This window comes from Pseudoalteromonas sp. AWM4_233 (assembly GCF_056158285.1).
Genome location: NZ_JBSWSZ010000001.1, coordinates 752,195 through 771,082, shown reverse-complemented (window position 1 = coordinate 771,082; position 18,888 = coordinate 752,195). Strand labels below are relative to the sequence as shown.

Below are 18,888 nucleotides of genomic sequence, written 5' to 3'. Positions count from 1 at the left end.
CCACTTTGAAATAAAGTGGCCTTTAAGTCGATATGAATCAAAGTTTTAGTTTAAGCTTTTGGGTAGTCGCGATATGCTTTTTCTAATTTTTTAGCTTGCTTCTTAGACACACCAATGTGCTCTAGTGCCACACGTAAACGTGCGCGAGATAAGTCTGACCCTAAGATTTCCATTGCATCTACAACCGACGTTGAAGACGTTTTGCCTGTGATGGCAACAAAGATTGGCTCTAAGAAATCTTTGATTTTTAATTCGTGATGCGTTGCTACTGCTTTTGCAATCGCGAAGATCTCATCTTTTGTCCAGCTACGAAGCGTTTCTAGTTCCCAAATAAAGAATTGAAGTGCCTGACGTACAACGTCCTCTTCCGCTTTGCCCGCGGTTAATAGCGCAGGGTCATATTCAGGAATACCACCCACAAAGTGACCTGCTAGGTCAACTAAGTCTGACAGCTTGTTAATACGCGTTTTAGCTTGAGGTAAGATGCGAGATAACGTCTCACCGTTGAACTTCCAATCAACAAAGCGCTGAATAAGCTCTTCGTCAGATAGGTTTTCGCGGATCCAAAGACCGTTTAACCAGTTTAGTTTGTCGATATCGAAAATTGGACCACCAAGCGATACACGCTTCATGTCGAAGTTTTCGATCATTTCAGCAAGGGTGAACTTTTCACGTTCATCAGGCATTGACCAGCCCATACGACCTAAATAATTAAGCAGTGCTTCTGGTAAGAAGCCCATTTCTTTGTAGTAGTTAATCGACGTCGGGTTCTTACGCTTAGACAGCTTAGATTTATCTGGGTTACGAAGCAGTGGTAGGTGACCAAGTACAGGCGCTTCCCAACCAAAATCTTCATATAGCTTTAATAGCTTAGGTGCTGAGTTGATCCACTCTTCACCACGGAAGATATGACTGATCTGCATGTGATGATCATCAACAACGTTTGCTAAGAAATACGTTGGGAAACCATCTGCTTTTAAAAGCACTTGCATGTCTACGTTTTCCCACGGGATCTCAATCTCACCACGTAGGTAATCATTAAATTTGAAGCTACCTTCAGTTGGGATTTTCATACGAATAACGTAAGGTTTACCCGCTTCAAGGTTTGCTTTGATTTCGTCTTCGCTTAACAACAGACCACGACCGTCGTACTTAGGACGAAGACCTTCAGCCATTTGTTGTTCACGCATTTCATCTAGCTCTTCGGCTGTTGCGAAACAATAAAACGCTTTACCTTCATCAACTAGCAGCTGCGCAAATTGCTTGTATAAATCGCTGCGCTCTGACTGGCGGTATGGACCGAACTCACCGCCCACATCAGGACCATGCTCCCAGTTAAGGCCTAACCAACGCAGGCTATCCATGATCGCTTGCTCTGATTCAGGCGTGCTACGCACTTGGTCTGTATCTTCAATACGAAGAACAAACTCACCGCCTTGTTGCTTAGCAAAACAGTAATTGAAAAGGGCAATATAAGCTGTGCCTAAGTGCGGATCACCTGTTGGTGATGGAGCTACACGAGTACGGATAGTCATGTGATTTCTCTTAATTGATCAGACAATAAAATAATGGCGGGTATGCTAGCACACCCGCCATTATTCGACAAAAAATTACCTAGTATTTTGAGTTTTTTAAGCGGCTTTATCTAAGCCTTGCAAAAACGCAACTATGTCACTTGATTCATACATCCAAGTCACCTTTCCTTGCTCTTCTATACGCAAACATGGCACTTTAACTTTACCGCCCTGCTCAGCAAGCTCTTGACGATAATTTTCATTATTTTTTGCATCGCGAGTTTCGACTTTTAAACCTTCGCGTTTGATAGCACGGCGTACTTTTACGCAAAATGGACATGCTTCAAATTGATAAAGCTTAAAGTTCTGTGTTTTTGCATCAAGCTGTTGCTGCGCCTGTGTTTCACGTTTTTTACTTCTAGGCGTGAAAACAAAGTTTAAAAGAAGAATGATACGGCCTAAAAACCAACGAACAAATTTCATAATAACTCCAACGCTTAAAAATCCCGCGGAGTGTATCACAAATTAAAACAATTCAATATCGCAGTCAGTGATCACTTGTGGTTCCAAGTTGAGCTGTTGATAGTTAGTTACTTGGTTTCGACCATTTTCTTTTGAATAATAAAGTGCTTTGTCGGCCTTATTCACTAATTCAGATAACTGAAAATCATCCCCTACCTGAATAAAACCAACACTCATAGAGACATGGCTCACTTGTGGAAAGCGAGTATTTGCCACTAGCTCTCTTGCTCTATCTAGAACTTTCCATGCTAACTCAGCATGTTCTGTTGAAAATAAAATTGCAAACTCTTCGCCGCCATAACGGAAAAGTAGATCATCAAACCGAAAATGCGATTTGAGTAATTGCGATACCAACACAATCACTTCATCTCCAATTACATGCCCATAGGTGTCATTGACCTTTTTAAAGTGGTCAATATCTAACATGGCTAAAAACCAACTATTCTCAGGGTCAGTTTTCTTGGTTTGCATACAGTTCTCACTGTGCATAATATCAGTAAGTTGTTGTTCAAAGCTCTGCCTATTAAGTAATTGAGATAATGGATCTATCGCACTATTATGAAGCAACTTCAGTTGCAAAAAGTACACATCCAATAAATGGAGTATCAACCCTTCCTCTTTATCAGAGAGAATAACACTACCGAGGTTATTGACTTTATTGGTGACAATCAACCCACCCAAAGGTTGAATGTCAGTTTTCGCGAAGAAGAAAGTTCTTGAAGGCTGCTTTAATAACTTGATATGTTCGGGTAAATCTTGCAGCGCACTCTTAAATAAATTTAATAGTGTATTGCACTCTTCCTGACGGATCACACCTGACGCATGGACGGTAAACTGAAATTCAATCTGCGCCTTAACGTGACAACACTTTTTACTAAAAAAATAAGCATCAAATCTATCACTAAGCAGCTCTTGTAAGATCAGACTAAAGCAAAGCTTTAAGTCCGATTCTTTTTTTTGAGAGACCAGTTGTTTTACTAATCCGTAGCCACAGTTTGATGTTTGCATGAAATATTGAATTTGGGTGCTTTTTTAGAGTGTAGATTGCCTAGCTAGAAACACCCAAAAAATTTATAAAATCACTAGATCATCTCTGTGGATCACAACATTAGACAGTGCAAAACCCAATTGCTCTGCAATATCTTGACTGTGCAGCCCTTTAATCTTCTCAAGCTCTTGGTTATCGAACGCACATAACCCTTTTGCAAACACGTTGCCATGGTCATCGCTTAAAGAGACTAAATCACCTCGAGTAAAATCACCTTTTATTGAGGTAATTCCCTTGGCTAATAAACTTGCCCCTTGGCACGTTAATGCCTCTACCGCCCCTAAATCACAAATAATCGTACCTGTGGACTTTGGACCACTGAGTAGCCATTTTTTGCGACCTTCAAGTGGTGCATCAAACTTTAATACTCGCGTGCTGGGCGCTTCGCCATTTAACACATCGACTAAGATATTCGCCTCTGAGCCTTTTGCAATTATGGTCTCAATGCCGGCACGCTGCGCAATTTGCGCGGCTTGTAATTTTGTCGCCATACCGCCAGTACCGAGTGAGGTACCAGAGTCTCCCGCTAAAGATTTTACGTTATCGTCAATTTCACTGATTTGTGTGATCAACTCGGCATCTGGGTTAGAGCGTGGATCTGCGGTAAATAACCCAACTTGGTCGGTGAGTAAAATAAGCTTGTCGGCGTTGGCTAATATGGCCACCAACGCTGATAAATTATCGTTATCTCCAACTTTTATTTCTGCCGTTGCCACTGCATCGTTCTCATTAAAAATAGGAACGACAGCATGCTTTAAAATCTGCGTTAAGGTATCTTTCGCGGTCAGGTATCGTTCTCTGTGTTCAACATCGGCACGCGTTAATAGCATTTGTGCAACGGGCACATCATATAGAGCAAACAGCGACTGCCACTGATTAATAAGTTGACCTTGACCAATTGCAGCGAGCATTTGCTTTTCACTGACTGAGCTGCCTATGGGTGTGGGAAGTTGGCTGCGCCCAGCGGCAACAGCACCGCTCGATACTATAACCACTTTATAGCCGTTTTCTCTTAGCTCAATACACTGTCGCACAATATCAACCATTCTTGGTTTATTTAAATGTAACTTGCCTGCTGTCAACACACTTGTTCCCAGCTTTACCACAACCAATTTTTTGTTCATAACTCCCCCAATGAATACCTCTTTGGTTATATCAGAGCCAGTTTTTTGCACAAGTTAAATTTATTCATTTCACAGTCAATGCTAATATGCGCATAGCTTATACCAATCCTCTTAATTAAGTGTTCTATTTTGAGGCGAGGAAAACTTGTCGGAAGCGAGGCGAAAACATCGCTATTTAGTTGTTCTAAATAAGAAATTTACAACGAAGCTAACGTCAGTTTTAGTCCCTCAAAATGATTAAGTATTATTGAGTATTGGTATTAAAAACTGCTGGTAATTACCGCTTTTTATTTAACCTTTATGTTTAAGATCAAAGCGACTTTTTTAAGTACTTGCACAATAGCCAAACAGTGCAAAGCGATTGAATTCAAGTGAAAAGAGTAGATATGAAGAAACATTCAAAGAAAAAAGAACTAATGATGCTACCACTGCTTTTTATCAGCATTTTGCTTTGTGTTGGCGGTCATTTTATTTTGCAACCCAACTATCAAGATAGCCATGTCATTGAATATAGTTTAGCGGCACTGCCATTTGTGATGTTTGCGGTTGTGATCATAGCCATCAGAATGGCTTTTAAAGCAGAAGAAAAAGAGCAAGACGACTAACTTGGAATTGCTTGCTCTACGAGATTATTTATAAAACGTGATAACCAAACCAATCAGGTGAGAGCTGTTGGGTTTTCTCGCTTGGGGTAAGATGAATGTTGTAACCCGTATCGAATAAGTCAACAGCAAAGCAATCATCAACATCGTACAAGTCATCTTTATGTCGGTGCGACATGCCCTGTAATAGTTTAGATTTCGCTTTTTGTTTTGCCTCTTCAGGACTTACAGCCACACACAGCATAAACTCATGTTGCTCGGCTAAACTATCTGCTCGATACGCGCCCATATTCACAAAGAATAACTTTTCTCTTTGTAATGACGGCGTTTCACTGAGGGTGATTTCATGGCCATCGACATATTTTACTGTCACATAGCTGTCCATATGCACTTTGCTTTTATCACCCACCCACTGTGCTTTTAACTTATCAAAACACGCTTCTATATTTTCACCTATCACAAAGCGTATATCGTGCATTTCAATATGACAGCCCGCTATTCGGCCACCCAAATAAACCATAAATAGATGCATTACGTTCCTTAAAAACTATGTATATATAATTATAGTGACAAGAGAAACCGCTCACCGCAATAATGACGTAAGACTTTAATACGCTTGATATAACGAACACGATGGAATTAAATATTCTTCGCTATTACTCAAAAACTAAAATCAACATATAAGAAGAAGATAATGATAAAACCTCTCACGCTCATCATAGGTATGTGCTTTAGTGCTGTCAGCACAGCACACACAACCTTAATTCATAACGTTAACGGCTACACACCGACACTTGATGGTAAAATTGAACGCTTTTCTACCCTCGTATTTAAAGACGGTAAAGTCGTTAAATATGGTGACAAAGATACAATCAAACAATTTCCTCAAGCTAAGGCTATTGATGGAGAAGGTAAAACCTTACTGCCAGGATTGATTGACGCTCATGGACACATAATAGGTCTGGGTAACAATCTTCAAAGGCTCGATTTAAGGGGTATTCCTTCTGCAGAAGCTGCAGGAAAAAAGCTGCAAACCTATGCTAAAAGCAATCCAGATAAGTGGTTAGTTGGCCGAGGCTGGGATCAAACCTTGTGGGATAACAAAACCTTTCCAACAGCTGCCGATTTGGATAAGTATGTTAGCGACAGACCGGTTGTGCTCACTCGCGTTGACGGCCACGCTATTTGGGTCAATAGTAAAGCCATGCAACTAGCTGGGATTTCCCAAGCAACGCAATCACCTGATGGCGGTGAAATAATTCAAGTTGCAGGTAAGCCTTCAGGTATCTTCATCGATAAAGCAGAAAGCTTAGTTTTAAAACATATTCCAAAACAATCGATTGAACAAAAGCAACGCGCCTTATTTGCCGCATCAAAGCATCTAGTTAGTTTAGGTATTACCTCAGCACACGACGCAGGCATTGACTACGATACTTGGCGCTTGTATCAAGATTTAGCAGAGCAAAACAAACTACCATTTCGTATTTATGCCATGTTGTCGGCAAGCAGCCCAAAACTTGATGACATGCTAGATGCCGGAGTCATCAAAAAACAAAATGATTTTTTAAGTATTCGCAGCGTAAAAATTTATGCCGATGGCGCACTTGGAAGCCGCGGTGCCGCACTCATCAAAGATTATAGAGACAGAAAAAACCACAAAGGCCTTATGCTTGAAAATAAACCTGCACTCGAAGCCTTAATGAGCAAAACCTTTAAACATGGTTATAGCGCGCACACCCATGCCATTGGTGACAGAGCAAACCGCATTGTTTTAGACAGCTATGAAAGCCAGTTTAAGACTGTCGGCGGTAAGTTGCTACGTAACCGTATTGAGCATGCACAAATTGTACACCCTGATGATATTCCTCGCTTTAAGCAACTCGATATTATTCCATCTATGCAGCCTGTGCATGCCACCTCTGATATGCATATGGCAGAAAAGCGCCTAAGCTCCGAGCAATTACAAGGTGCTTACGCGTGGCAAACTTTCCTCAAGCAAGGTAGTAAAGTTGCCTCAGGTTCTGACTTCCCTGTTGAACTTGCAAACCCGTTCGACGGACTTTATTCCGCTGTAACGCGGATGTCGAAGCAACAAACACCTGAAAATGGCTGGCGCAATGTTGAAAAACTCTCACGAGAGCAAGCATTAACTTCGTTCACACTGGATGCTGCATATGCTGCATTTCAAGAATATAAGCTAGGTAGTTTAGAAAAAGGCAAATGGGCAGACTTTATTTTAATCGACAGAGATTATTTTAAAGTGCCTGAAAATGAAATATTCAAGATTGGCGTAGAGCAGACTTGGATAGCAGGTGAAAAGCGTTTTGAGAAAAGTAATTAGCGCTGTATTTTTATAATCTTACTAATGGCCTTAGCATACTTTATTGATACTAAGGCCTCTCAGCTTTGTAATAGGGTTTATTGCTTGCGCTCTTTTACTAACTTAATTAAGTGATAAATATTCACTATCGCTAATAAAGCATTCGTAAATGCCACAGGCCAGGCTTGGATCATCACGCCATAAATGGTGAAGCAAATACACCCAGTTAAATTTAACCAACGTAATTTAGTTACGTTAGTCATCATTAAAGATAAAACTAAAAAAACCGACGCCAAATACCCTAAATATTCCCAACTCATCGTTCACTCCAACAAATTTCATTCTTAATCAAAAAGTGCCACATCAAAATTTTATTGAAATGCCTCGGCTGCAAAAATTAAGGTAAAAACTCAATAACCACTTAGCATAAGGCATAAGTCATGCTATCTTCGCAACATGTGATTAACTAGGACAATTGTCCTAAGAGCCTTTTAGATGTTCCAATACCACTTTTCTGCCAATCTCGTTGAACAATTACTGCAATTTGCGGGTAATACTTTTGTACACACAAAGAAAGATGTACTGATTCACCAAGATGAACCATTAAGCAAATTAATTCTGGTCAGAAGCGGCACAGTGTCTTTTAGTTACGATGTAGGTAATGGTAGACGATTATTACTCGGTCAGCTTGACTGTAATAATACCTTAATTGGCGAAATTGAAGCGCTCAACAATCACCCTTGTACATACACGGTTACCTGCTTAAATGAAGTACAATACAACCTTATTGAGCTTAAACATTGGCGACAACTATTACTCGACCAACCAGAGCTCAGCTTATACACCGCACAAACCATCGCGGCAAAGTTCATTGAAAACCAAAAAGTGAACTTAGATAAGCTGTTACTTCCGCTTAGCTACAACATTGCTAAAGACTGCTTAATGCGTGCAGAAAACAGCAACCCAACCCTTTTAAGAGCTTACAGCACAGTAAACGCTGAAGCAGAACGATTCGCTACCACAGAGCGCGCTTATCGCCGTGTTGTAACCGAATTAGTCGATAAAGGTCTGATAATCAGAACCCCTGATGGATTAAAGCCTGTAGACATTGATGCCTTAGACGACTTTGTCGACAGTTTTGCTTGCTGAAAAACTGTTAAAAACGTCAAATTTACTTCGTAAATTAATTGTTATACTGCTTTATGCTAGCCCTAAAAAAAGGGACTGATTTTAATAAAAAAATTAAGCGTCTAAATTTGTATATGAACTTTTAATAAAGTATCATTCAGCAGCTTGACGAATAAATAATGAGCTATTATTCTCTAGTTACTAATTTGCATTGCGGGGCAAGGTGATCTTATATCTGCAACATAATTAGTGCACTCTCAGTTTACTTGAAATTAAAGGAAAAGGTAAAAATCATGGGAAACAAAAAGTTTAATTTAACCAAACTTGCCCTTGCAATGGGTGTTACTCTAGGCCTAGCAGGCTGTTTCAGTGACAATGACAACAACATTGATATTAAACCACCAGTACCAGAAGTTCCTGATACTGTTGATGTTGGTGAGATCCCAGATGGTACAGCTACTGAAAAGCAAGCAGGCTTTTTTACTATCGCGGTTAAAAACGTTGCAGGTGAAAACCTTGGTACAGCAGAGGCTCCTGTAACTGTTCGCATTACAAAAAATGGTGATAACGTTGTATCACCTAAAGGTGAAGCTCTTACATCTTCTGAATTAACCTTAAATAATGGACTTGGTTTGTTTACTGCGTCAATTAGTGAAGTTACTGAAGAAGGTACTAACATCACTGTAAACTTCAGTGCAGACGGTTACTTCAACAACAGTACTGTGGTTACACTTTCTAGTGAAATTACTGAAGCAGCATCAACTGTAATCTTAACACCTCGTGCTGAAGTTGAAGGTGTTGCAATTGCAGCGGAAGAAGTTGAGCTTGGTGATACTGTTACCATGGCTGAAGACGGTACGCTAACTAGTGATGAGCCAATTACTTTAACTCAAGAAGTAACGAAAGAAGACGCTACTGAAGAAGATGACAAAGGTGGTGCAACAATCACTATCCCTAGCGGCTCTAAAATGCTTACTAAAAACGAAGCTGGTGAGTTAGTTCCATTAACAAGCAAGCCTAAACTAGCTGTTGCTTACTTCAACAACGAAGCAAGTACAACTGCTGCAGCTAACGCTGATGATGCTACTGCTGAAGAGCAAACTCGTGACTCTTCTTCTCTTGACTTCTTCCCTGGTGGTTTAGACCTAGCTGTTTCAGTACCTGCTGCTGATACTGATAATGCTGAAGAAACAGCACAAAACGGTTCATTCACAACAGCTGGTTTTGTTGCTATCGAGCTTACTGACGAAGAAGGCAACAAAGTTAAAGAATTTGGTGACTCTGGTGAAGTTGATGAAGATGGTAACCCTATCAAAAACAGCATCGAAGTGAAAATGCAGGTAGATGTTAAAACTGCAAACACCTGTCCTATGAGCTATACACCAGTTTTAGCTGATGACCTAACTGACGAACAAATTGCTGCTTTATTGAAGCAAAAAGATGTTGAAGGTTTTGCTACTGATTCAGCGAAGCAAACTGATGGCGCTTACTTCCGTAAAGGTGCATGTATTTCTCCTGATGGAACAGCAATCGAGTCTCGTACAATTAAGGCTGGTGATATTGTTCCAGTATGGAGCTATGATGCTGACGTAGCTGAGTGGTCATTCGAGAGCTATGGTGTTGCACAAGTAAATGAAAGCAACGCTGATGTATTCGACGTAGTTGTAAATGTAACTCACTTATCTTACTGGAACCTTGATTTCTTCAACTGGCGTCAAGCTAACAATGGTAACTGCGGCACTTCAAACAACGTACGCTTTGACATCGTTTATGCTGACGGCACAACTGACAACGTTTCTGCGTTTGACCTTCTAGTTGAATCACAGTCTGGTGGTTACCGTAAACTAAAACGTGGTTATGAGAGCACATTCTTCAATGAATCTCGCATTTACTACCCGCCTGCATTCTCTGTATTCATGCAGCTTCTTCAAAACAAAGCGAACATTGTTGACGGTGTATTAAACACAGATAACTCTACTGATAAAGTTTTCACTGACAACCCTGTTGATGAGCAAGCTTCTCGTCTTAAACTTGATGACCTATGTGAATTGAATGGTAAAACTGTAGTACTAACTATTGATGCACCAGAGCCGCCAGTAGATCAACCTGTTAAGACACAGTTTGTATGTAGCAATACAGATGACTTTGACGTAGCTCCTGCACCAGTTCCAACATCTACGTTTGTATACCTATACAATTCAGATAACGTTTACCAAGGCCGTCGTTATACTAACAATGACGGTACAACAACATTCACAAATGTTGCTGCTGGTAACTATACTGTTAGAGCATTAGATCCAAATACAAATGCTCTAGTAGACTCAGCTGAGTTTGCTGCAAGCACAACAGAACAAGTTGTTAACCTGCCTGTAGAGTGTGAAGTTAACACAGTACCAGTAACTGGTACTGGTGGTTCTTAATTTATAAAGTAAACTGAACTTAAAGCCGTGCTATGCACGGCTTTTTTATTTGTCGAGTAAGCGAGTAAACGAGTAAACGAGTAAACGAGTAAACGAGTAAACGAGTAAACGAGTAAACGAGTAAACGAGTAAACGAGTAAACGAGTAAACGAGTAAACGAGTAAACGAGTAAACGAGTAAACGAGTAAACGAGTAAACGAGTAAAAGCTTATAAGTACATGAATGTATTACAAGCTTTTAATAAATTAAACCTAGTAAAGACACTCCTTCCCTTACAGCACGCCTACCCCTAAATCTGGTTTTACATGCTCAATCACCATATAAGTATGATTTGTACCAACGCCTGGAATCTCTACAATTTGCCCTAGCACTTCACGATAAACCGTCATATCAGGTACTCGAATTTTCACTAAATAATCAAAGCCACCGGCAACCATGTCACAGCTCACTACATGAGGGATCCGAATAATATGCTGTTTGAAGGTTTCAAAAACCGATTCAGTAGAACTTTTTAGACGTATTTCTACGTGGGCCACCAAATGCTGCCCTAATTTTTCAGGGTTTAATCGGGCACTATACCCTTCTATATACCCTTCACTTTCAAGCTTTTTTACCCTATCTAAACACGGGCTAGGGCTTAAGTTTACTGCCTTAGCGAGATTTACATTCGAAATTCTGCCGTTTTTGTGTAAAGCGTCTAAAATAGCTAAATCAATGCGATCAAGCACACGTGTTTTGATTGAAGTTGTCATACAGAATTTTATGCTGAATTATTTAGAATTTGAGCCGTAAATTACCGTAAATCGCCAAATTAAACCAGCATATTCTGCTGCGATTTGTATACAATGCACAAAAATTCTATCACCTAATAATTTTAGAGGGTTCACATTATGCTATTTAAAGGCGACTTAACGACCCAGTGTCCGATCCGTCAAAAGATCAGAGACTTTTATCGCATCGACGAAGAACAAGTCATCGATCAGATTTTGCCTTTAGCAGAAGTTGGTGTTTCTGCTCGAAGCCGTGCTTGGGAGCGCGCGCGTCAAATGGTATTAAACATTCGTCAAGACCAAAAAGGTAAAGGCGGTGTTGATGCGCTATTAGAAGAATATTCTTTATCTTCTGAAGAAGGCGTGGTGTTAATGTGTTTAGCTGAAGCTTTGCTTCGTGTGCCAGACAAAGAAACACAAGACGAACTAATTCGTGACAAGCTAAGTCAAGGTGACTGGAGCTCTCACTTAGGTAACAGTGACTCTCTATTTGTTAATGCATCAAGCTGGGGCTTATTGCTAACTGGCAAGATGGTTGACTATGCAGACAAATCAAAAGAAGAACAGTTTGGTCTACTAAAACGTACTATGGGTCGCATTGGCGAGCCAGCTATCCGCAAATCTGTGCAATATGCAATGAAGATTATGGGTCAGCAGTTCGTAATGGGCACCACCATTGAAGCCGCTCTTGAACGTGCAAAAGAAAAAGAAGCACAAGGTTATGCCTATTCTTACGACATGCTAGGTGAAGGTGCGCGCACCATGGCCGACGCAGAGCGTTACTTCAACAGCTATATGACAGCAATTCATGTCATTGGTAAAGCAGCAAATGGCCGTGGTCCAATCAAGAGCCCTGGTATTTCTGTAAAGCTTTCTGCAATTCACCCTCGTTATGAATTCACACACCGTGAGCGCGTAATGGAAGAGCTAGTTCCTAAACTAAAAGAACTTGCACTTGCAGCGAAACAATATGACATCAACTTCACTGTGGATGCAGAAGAAGCAGACCGTTTAGATATTTCTTTAGACATCATCGAAGCGGTATTCTCTGATGAAGCGTTAGGTGACTGGAACGGTTTCGGTCTTGCAATGCAAGCATACCAAAAACGCGCTATCTGGGTTGTTGACTGGTTAGAAGCCCTATGTCGTCGCGTAGGTCGTAAGATGATGGTTCGTCTTGTTAAAGGCGCTTACTGGGATACTGAAGTAAAACTAACTCAAGCTGATGGCCTTGAAGGCTTCCCTGTATTCACACGAAAAGCAAGCACTGACGTATCTTACAAAGCCTGTGCGATTAAACTAATGAACGCACGTGATGTGATCTTCCCTCAGTTCGCAACGCACAACGCCTACTCTGCTGCGACAATTCTTGAGCTAGCAAACGGCGAATACAACAACTTCGAATTCCAGTGTCTACATGGCATGGGTGATTCGCTATACAACCAAGTTGTAACTGAAGACAAAGTTCAGTGTCGTGTATACGCGCCAGTTGGACAGCACGAAGACCTACTAGCTTACCTAGTTCGTCGCCTATTAGAAAACGGCGCAAACTCTTCATTCGTTAACGCGATTGTTGATGAGAGTAAGCCGGTTGAAAGCCTATTAGAAGATCCTGTAGAAAAGATTCAGCGCTTACGCAACAAGCGTAATACGCAAATCACCATGCCTATCGACATGTTCGGTGCTGAGCGTAATAACTCTAAAGGTTTAGACTTAACCAATATTAATCACATCACGCCAATGCGTGACAATTTGAATGCTTGGGTAGAGAAAAACTTAATTACGCACAACGATGTACCTGAAGGTCATGAAGCGGTAATTAACCCAGCAAACCACGATGAAGTACTTGGTTCAATTCGTCACCAAGACGAAGCTGAAATGAAGCAGCTAGTGACGAACGCAGAACAAGCATTCGAAGCTTGGTCAAAAGTGCCAATCAACGAGCGCGCTGACATTCTTCGTCGTACAGGTGATATTCTTGAAGAACATACTGATGAACTAATCGCTCTATGTATTAAAGAAGCAGGTAAAGTTGCCCAAGATGGAATCGATGAAGTACGTGAAGCGGTTGATTTCTGTCGTTACTACGCAGCAAAAGCTGAAGAACTTGCGCTAGATGAGCGTTTCTCTCCACGTGGTGTGATTTTATGTATCAGCCCTTGGAACTTCCCACTGGCGATTTTCTTAGGCCAAGTTGCAGCGGCAATCGTGACAGGTAACACAGTTATTGCAAAGCCTGCTGAGCAGACATCACTGGTTGCACTTCGCACTATTGACCTAATGAAGCAAGTTGGTTTACCTGAAAACGTAGTTCAGCCTGTTATCGCACGCGGTAGCAAAGTTGGTCAGGTGATTGTACCTGACGAGCGTATTCAAGCCGTTATGTTCACAGGTTCTACTGAAACGGGTACACGCATTTCACAAACCCTTGCTGAGCGAGGTGGCGACCAAGTACCTCTGATTGCTGAAACCGGTGGTCAAAACTGTATGATCGTTGATTCAACAGCGCTGCCTGAGCAAGTTGTTGACGATGTGATCTCTTCTGGCTTCCAGTCAGCAGGTCAACGCTGTTCTGCTCTTCGTGTTCTTTTTGTACAAGAAGAAATTGCAGACAAAGTGATCAGCATGATCAAAGGTGCAATGAAAGAGCTACACGTTGGTGATCCTGCTTACCTTTCAACGGATGTTGGCCCGGTAATCGACCAAAAAGCCCATAGCGCTCTTACTGAGCACGTAGAGTACTTAAAAGGCAATGCAACACTGCATTTTGAATGTCCATTACCTGATATGGGTGACACAGGTCATTTCTTCTTTGCGCCTCGTTTATATGAGATCAAAGACCTATCTGTTCTGAAGAAAGAAGTATTCGGCCCATGTGTACACGTGATCCGCTTCAAAGGCACTGAAATCGATAAAGTAATCGACCAAGTAAATAGCACAGGCTTTGGCTTAACTATGGGTATTCACTCGCGTATTGAAGAGCGTGCAAACTACCTAGCTAAGCAATCACGCGCAGGTAACATTTACATCAACCGTAACATGATCGGTGCCGTTGTTGGTGTTCAGCCGTTCGGTGGTCGTGGTCTTTCTGGTACTGGCCCTAAAGCAGGTGGCCCTAACTACTTATCTCGCCTAGTAAAAGAGAATAAGACACCAGATAACCGTCAATCTACTAACGTTGCAGTTGATACTGAAGCGCTTCAGGCATTCCAAGGTGCGCAAGAGCAAGTTAGCCAGCTAATGCAAAACTCAATGCGTGATGAAAAAGCATGGCGTGCAATGCCGCTAAATAACCGCGTATCTGTGGTACGTCAGTTATTAGCGAAACTTGCTAATGTTGAGATTATGGATCAACTTGCTGATGACCTAGCGCACACCTTAGCTGATGCTCGTGAGCAGATCATTCGTGTTGAAAAGCGCTTAAGCAAGGTTGTACAGTTGCCTGGTCCTACAGGTGAGTCAAATACGATTCGTTACGAGCCGCGTGGCTGTGTTGTATGTTTTGCTGATAAAGACACCTCATTCAACTTCTGGGTAATGTCTATCATTACTTCTCTAGCTGCTGGTAATACAGTGATCACTGTGGTTTCTGATTTATTCCACGAAGAAGCATTAGCTTTCAGAGATAAGTTAATCAGCTGCGGCGTAGCTGAAGGCGTTATGCAGGTTGCTAAGCTTAATCAACTTCCTGCGGTATTGGCTCATGATCACCTTGCTGCGGCAGTAGTTGGTAGCGGTTGTGCACGTAAAGGCTATTTCAGTACGCAACTAGCTGCACGTAAGGGCGCTATCTTGCCTGTGATCAGTGCTGAGTACTACGACACGCTGCTTAACCGTCTAGTAACAGAAAAGACCATTAGTATCGACACTACGGCATCTGGTGGTAACACGTCACTAATGACATTAGTTGAAGACGACGAATAATCTATTTTACTCTTTGACTTTAAAAAGCCTGTACTTTTAATTAAGTACAGGCTTTTTTAATTTTCATGATCTCCCTCAACTGTTTTTTTAGGTATCTTTTGCTAGGCTTAAATGACTGGCACTAAAAAAGAAAGTACTGTGAAGAGCATAAGCATCGAAGAGTTACAACCCGGCATGTTTGTTGTAAGCGTGTTAGAACAAACTGGCAGTGTGCAAGTCAAGACACAAGGCTGGGTTAAGACACAAACGAGTATCGACAAACTCGCTTCTGCGGGTATTTTAAGAGTTGAAGTTGACCCTGATAAAATGCTCGACTTGAGCAATAACAAACATGGTATTACTGCGCCTGACTCTGATATTCAAAATGCGTCTGAGCAAGAAAAAGACCCTTGGCATAAATCTACTGCCATTAGCGCCGAAATAAATCAGGCCATGAAACTTGTTGAAGAAGCCAAGTCACTTCAAGCCAAAGCCTTTGCAGATTTAAAAGCGGGTAACCCCATTGATGTCGACGCTTTTAAAGAGGTAGCAACGAGCTTTATAGATTCAATTTTTCGCAATCAAGATGCCCTATCTTGCATTGCCATGATCAAACAAAAAGACGCTTATCTACTCGAACACTCTATAAATGTTGCCACACTCATCACTATTTTTGCTAAACATTTACGTTTAGATAGAGAGATTATCGAACAGCTAGCTACCGGCGCTTTACTCCATGATATCGGTAAAATAAAAGTCGATGATGCGGTCCTCAACAAGCCAGGTAAACTCAGTGACAGCGAATTCGAGCAAATGAAACAACATGCCCAATTCAGTTATGAGATTGTCACTGAAGCAGGCTTATCTAAAATAAGTTGTGAAGTAGCAGGGTTCCACCATGAAAGACTTGACGGTTCAGGTTACCCGCAAGGCTTAAGTAATGGTGAAATATCAGATTATGTCAGAATGGCCTCTATTGTTGATGTATTTGATGCATTAACGGCTGAACGGGTCTATAAAAAAGCGCTTACACCCATTCAAGCTTTTAAAATGCTCAGAGAAAGCAGTCCACACCACTTTGACGAAAAGCTCCTTAATGAATTCATCAACTGTATTGGGGTGTACCCTGTTGGCTCTTTGGTAAAGTTGAAATCTCAAAGAATAGGCATGGTTGCAAGCTCAAATCCAGAGCAGCCCTTAAAGCCTATTGTTAAAGTATTTTACAGTGCAAAATCAATGTATCACATCGCTGTCGAAGACATAGATTTGGCAGAAAAACGCTGTACGGATGAATTAGAAGCGGCAATAAAACCTGAAGAGTTTGGTTTAGATCTGATTAAGTTTTTCAAGCACTCAGTTTTACCATAAGGTGCTTTCATTAAATTCGCCTCCGCATGCCTTAATAGGCGCTGACATAAAAAAGCCTAAACAACATAAGTGATTTAGGCTTTAATTTATATCTAAATTACGATCAAGGGTTATTAATAAGGCTGCCAATCTTGCATGGCTTTCACTGCAAAATCATACCCTTGGAATCTAAAAATACTCGCCTCTGGCGCAATTTCCAGTAACCTCATACCATTAATTTTGTCACCCTCGTACAGTTCAACGCCATTGATTTTTATCCAACGTTTGTGCTCTGAGGTGGCATAAATATGAGCTTGATACGTCAACTTTCCTATTGCAGCCTGTGTTTTTGCAGGTAGAAATTCAATAGATAAGCGCTCTTTTTCTGCCGAAGTCTCAGCTGGCTCTGCTTCAGTAAAATCTTTATCTGCAGTTTCTGCAACCGCAAGCTCAAACGCAGCTTTTAACCTTTCCGCAGCCTCATCAGTTGCTTCTTCAACTGCGTTTTTTGGTATTTGATTCTCTGTATTGCTCTGAGAGTCATAGTTATTTAACAACTCTGTTTGTATCTCAGGCTCGGACTCTAGTGGCTTTCCTAATACGCGATACTGGCTTAGATCTTCTTGCGATGGTGTCGTTTGTAAAGAAGTACCTACTTGGCTATTCAACTGCGTATCATCCAGTGGCTTCCCTAATACACGATATTGGCTTAAGTCTTCTTCAGGTTGTTCTGGTAAAGCGGTATTGCTGACAACAGAAGACTCGGCTGGCACAGTATTGACCTGAGCAACAGCCGACAGCGGTACCAATTGCTGTTTAAAAATAGGTACCCCTTGCTCGTTTACCCCAACTTGCACTGACATCCATTGATATTGCTCACCGGATTGTACAGCCCCTTGATTATTAGAAGTTTCTGAAGTCGGTTTAGCCTGAGTTGGCTGCAAGCGCGATACATTGTCTTGCTGCGCTAATGTTTCAGTTACCTCTTCAACTTGCTCTTGCTGGTTTTGTAAGGTGGCAATTGATTGAGATTGACTCTGAAGGTATTGGCCGCTGTAAAAACCAGCCAATGCAAAAGTGACACTCAAACCAACACCCGCAAGACCAATCGATAGCTTTCTATAAAAAGCCAATTGTTTTGTTTGTTGATAAGCTAAGTGCGCTTGCTCAGTATTGTTTGCGGTTTGTGATTGTTTAAATGCGGCATCAATAATAGACATAATTGAACTTCTTAAAAAATATAAGCAGCAGCAAAACCAACAATATAGCTTGCTACAATAAGAGACAAGACAGGCGCAAACTTCTTCAGCTTACTTTCAGAAGCTGGTTCACTATTTACGCTGACCATAGGTAGGGCTTCTTTTGCAGCCTGTTCAACAACCGCTTTATCTATGACTCTTTTCTGCGCAGAAAAAGCACCAAGCAAACATCTGTCTGCCAGCAGATTGATTAAACGCGGTATCCCCTGAGTACGTTTATAAATATGCGATACAGCTTCATGGCTAAATAAAGCAGTATCACAGCCCGCGGTTTGCAGGCGATGCTGAATATACGCAAACACTTGAGATTCTGTCAGTGCCAATAAATGATATCGAGAAGTAATACGCTGAGCTAATTGCCTAAGCTCATTACGCTGTAGTAGGGTTTGCAATTCTGGTTGACCAATCAGCGCTATTTGCACCAACTTTTTATCGTCTGTTTCAAGGTTGGTCAATAAACGCAGTTGCTCAAGCACACTCGGTGATAAATGCTGTGCTTCATCAATCACAAGTAAAGTGTGACCGCCCGCTTTATAATTCTCTGTAAATCGCGTTTTTAAGGCGTCAGTTAAGCTTTTAAGAGTCGCGGTTTCTGGATCATACGATATTGTTAACTCATCACAGATACTTGCTAGTAGTTCTAGTTCAGAAAGCGCAGGGTTTAATACAAAAGCTACTTCGGTATTCTCAGGCAATGATTTCAGCATTGAACGCGTAATAGTGGTTTTACCAGTTCCAACTTCACCCGTCAGTAATACAAACCCACCTGTGTCCCCCAATCCATAATTTAAGTGTAACAGCGCCTCTTTGTGGCGCTCACTCATATATAAATACTCAGGATTAGGCGCAATTGAGAACGGCTTCTCTTTCAACCCAAAATAGCTTAAATACACGATAAAACTCTTTATTGTTATGATAGGCCCTATAATGG

Annotated in this window: 15 protein-coding genes; 6 read left to right on the top strand and 9 right to left on the bottom strand. The window is 41.3% G+C overall.

Features of this window, described 5'->3' with window-relative positions; translation table 11 throughout:
* Nucleotides 1–50: 50 nt before the first annotated feature.
* From gltX to proB, 4 genes are all read right to left on the bottom strand, one after another.
* Nucleotides 51–1,535 (bottom strand): glutamate--tRNA ligase, encoded by a 1,485-nt coding sequence (gene gltX / locus ACXAC4_RS03335; RefSeq protein ID WP_475159025.1) that lies wholly within the window; start codon nucleotides 1,533–1,535, stop codon nucleotides 51–53.
* Nucleotides 1,536–1,631: 96 nt separating this feature from the next.
* Entirely contained in the window at nucleotides 1,632–1,997 is a 366-nt protein-coding gene (locus ACXAC4_RS03330; protein WP_475159021.1) for a glutaredoxin family protein, read from the bottom strand.
* A 42-nt stretch (nucleotides 1,998–2,039) separates the two neighbouring features.
* Complete coding sequence (locus ACXAC4_RS03325; RefSeq protein ID WP_475159019.1) at nucleotides 2,040–3,044, bottom strand: GGDEF domain-containing protein; 1,005 nt, start codon at nucleotides 3,042–3,044, stop codon at nucleotides 2,040–2,042.
* A gap of 63 nt (nucleotides 3,045–3,107) precedes the next feature.
* Complete coding sequence (proB, locus tag ACXAC4_RS03320; RefSeq protein ID WP_475159017.1) at nucleotides 3,108–4,208, bottom strand: glutamate 5-kinase; 1,101 nt, start codon at nucleotides 4,206–4,208, stop codon at nucleotides 3,108–3,110.
* A 386-nt stretch (nucleotides 4,209–4,594) separates the two neighbouring features.
* On the opposite strand from proB, the gene ACXAC4_RS03315 reads away from it, so the two are divergent.
* Nucleotides 4,595–4,813: a hypothetical protein gene (locus ACXAC4_RS03315; RefSeq protein ID WP_349287426.1), complete on the top strand. Its 219-nt coding sequence runs from the start codon at nucleotides 4,595–4,597 to the stop codon at nucleotides 4,811–4,813.
* A gap of 28 nt (nucleotides 4,814–4,841) precedes the next feature.
* Here ACXAC4_RS03315 and ACXAC4_RS03310 read toward each other — a convergent pair whose 3' ends face one another.
* Nucleotides 4,842–5,342 (bottom strand): DUF1543 domain-containing protein, encoded by a 501-nt coding sequence (locus tag ACXAC4_RS03310; RefSeq protein ID WP_475159016.1) that lies wholly within the window; start codon nucleotides 5,340–5,342, stop codon nucleotides 4,842–4,844.
* Between the two features lie 162 nt (nucleotides 5,343–5,504).
* Between ACXAC4_RS03310 and ACXAC4_RS03305 the strand changes: the two genes are divergently transcribed.
* Nucleotides 5,505–7,151, top strand: a complete 1,647-nt coding sequence (locus ACXAC4_RS03305; RefSeq protein WP_475159014.1) for an amidohydrolase — start codon at nucleotides 5,505–5,507, stop codon at nucleotides 7,149–7,151.
* A 77-nt stretch (nucleotides 7,152–7,228) separates the two neighbouring features.
* Here ACXAC4_RS03305 and ACXAC4_RS03300 read toward each other — a convergent pair whose 3' ends face one another.
* Nucleotides 7,229–7,450: a YgjV family protein gene (locus ACXAC4_RS03300; RefSeq protein WP_058029017.1), complete on the bottom strand. Its 222-nt coding sequence runs from the start codon at nucleotides 7,448–7,450 to the stop codon at nucleotides 7,229–7,231.
* Nucleotides 7,451–7,625: 175 nt separating this feature from the next.
* On the opposite strand from ACXAC4_RS03300, the gene ACXAC4_RS03295 reads away from it, so the two are divergent.
* Nucleotides 7,626–8,279: a Crp/Fnr family transcriptional regulator gene (locus ACXAC4_RS03295; protein WP_349287422.1), complete on the top strand. Its 654-nt coding sequence runs from the start codon at nucleotides 7,626–7,628 to the stop codon at nucleotides 8,277–8,279.
* 272 nt (nucleotides 8,280–8,551) lie between these two features.
* Nucleotides 8,552–10,678 (top strand): hypothetical protein, encoded by a 2,127-nt coding sequence (locus ACXAC4_RS03290; protein ID WP_475159011.1) that lies wholly within the window; start codon nucleotides 8,552–8,554, stop codon nucleotides 10,676–10,678.
* Between the two features lie 272 nt (nucleotides 10,679–10,950).
* Here the strand turns inward: ACXAC4_RS03290 and ACXAC4_RS03285 are convergent, their stop codons facing one another.
* Nucleotides 10,951–11,430, bottom strand: coding sequence for a winged helix-turn-helix transcriptional regulator (locus tag ACXAC4_RS03285; protein WP_058029014.1), 480 nt, complete (start codon nucleotides 11,428–11,430; stop codon nucleotides 10,951–10,953).
* Between the two features lie 138 nt (nucleotides 11,431–11,568).
* Between ACXAC4_RS03285 and putA the strand changes: the two genes are divergently transcribed.
* The gene (putA, locus tag ACXAC4_RS03280) at nucleotides 11,569–15,372 is read left to right on the top strand and encodes a bifunctional proline dehydrogenase/L-glutamate gamma-semialdehyde dehydrogenase PutA (RefSeq protein WP_475159009.1); all 3,804 of its coding nucleotides are present in this window, start codon (nucleotides 11,569–11,571) and stop codon (nucleotides 15,370–15,372) included.
* Nucleotides 15,373–15,510: 138 nt separating this feature from the next.
* Complete coding sequence (locus ACXAC4_RS03275) at nucleotides 15,511–16,719, top strand: HD-GYP domain-containing protein (protein ID WP_475159008.1); 1,209 nt, start codon at nucleotides 15,511–15,513, stop codon at nucleotides 16,717–16,719.
* A 113-nt stretch (nucleotides 16,720–16,832) separates the two neighbouring features.
* Here ACXAC4_RS03275 and ACXAC4_RS03270 read toward each other — a convergent pair whose 3' ends face one another.
* Both ACXAC4_RS03270 and ACXAC4_RS03265 read right to left on the bottom strand, forming a co-directional pair.
* Complete coding sequence (locus ACXAC4_RS03270; protein ID WP_475159006.1) at nucleotides 16,833–17,918, bottom strand: general secretion pathway protein GspB; 1,086 nt, start codon at nucleotides 17,916–17,918, stop codon at nucleotides 16,833–16,835.
* A gap of 11 nt (nucleotides 17,919–17,929) precedes the next feature.
* On the bottom strand, nucleotides 17,930–18,850 hold the full coding sequence (locus ACXAC4_RS03265) for an ExeA family protein (protein ID WP_475159005.1): 921 nt from the start codon (nucleotides 18,848–18,850) through the stop codon (nucleotides 17,930–17,932).
* Between the last annotated feature and the right edge of the window lie 38 nt (nucleotides 18,851–18,888).

Bases quoted from the DNA above. Each gene is read 5' to 3' on its own strand.
- ACXAC4_RS03330 (WP_475159021.1), bottom strand. From the start codon at position 1,997: ATGAAATTTGTTCGTTGGTTTTTAGGCCGTATCATTCTTCTTTTAAAC.
- proB (WP_475159017.1), bottom strand. From the start codon at position 4,208: ATGAACAAAAAATTGGTTGTGGTAAAGCTGGGAACAAGTGTGTTGACA.
- ACXAC4_RS03310 (WP_475159016.1), bottom strand. From the start codon at position 5,342: ATGCATCTATTTATGGTTTATTTGGGTGGCCGAATAGCGGGCTGTCAT.
- ACXAC4_RS03295 (WP_349287422.1), top strand. From the start codon at position 7,626: ATGTTCCAATACCACTTTTCTGCCAATCTCGTTGAACAATTACTGCAA.
- ACXAC4_RS03285 (WP_058029014.1), bottom strand. From the start codon at position 11,430: ATGACAACTTCAATCAAAACACGTGTGCTTGATCGCATTGATTTAGCT.
- ACXAC4_RS03300 (WP_058029017.1), bottom strand. From the start codon at position 7,450: ATGAGTTGGGAATATTTAGGGTATTTGGCGTCGGTTTTTTTAGTTTTA.
- ACXAC4_RS03270 (WP_475159006.1), bottom strand. From the start codon at position 17,918: ATGTCTATTATTGATGCCGCATTTAAACAATCACAAACCGCAAACAAT.
- ACXAC4_RS03325 (WP_475159019.1), bottom strand. From the start codon at position 3,044: ATGCAAACATCAAACTGTGGCTACGGATTAGTAAAACAACTGGTCTCT.
- gltX (WP_475159025.1), bottom strand. From the start codon at position 1,535: ATGACTATCCGTACTCGTGTAGCTCCATCACCAACAGGTGATCCGCAC.
- ACXAC4_RS03315 (WP_349287426.1), top strand. From the start codon at position 4,595: ATGAAGAAACATTCAAAGAAAAAAGAACTAATGATGCTACCACTGCTT.
- ACXAC4_RS03305 (WP_475159014.1), top strand. From the start codon at position 5,505: ATGATAAAACCTCTCACGCTCATCATAGGTATGTGCTTTAGTGCTGTC.
- putA (WP_475159009.1), top strand. From the start codon at position 11,569: ATGCTATTTAAAGGCGACTTAACGACCCAGTGTCCGATCCGTCAAAAG.
- ACXAC4_RS03290 (WP_475159011.1), top strand. From the start codon at position 8,552: ATGGGAAACAAAAAGTTTAATTTAACCAAACTTGCCCTTGCAATGGGT.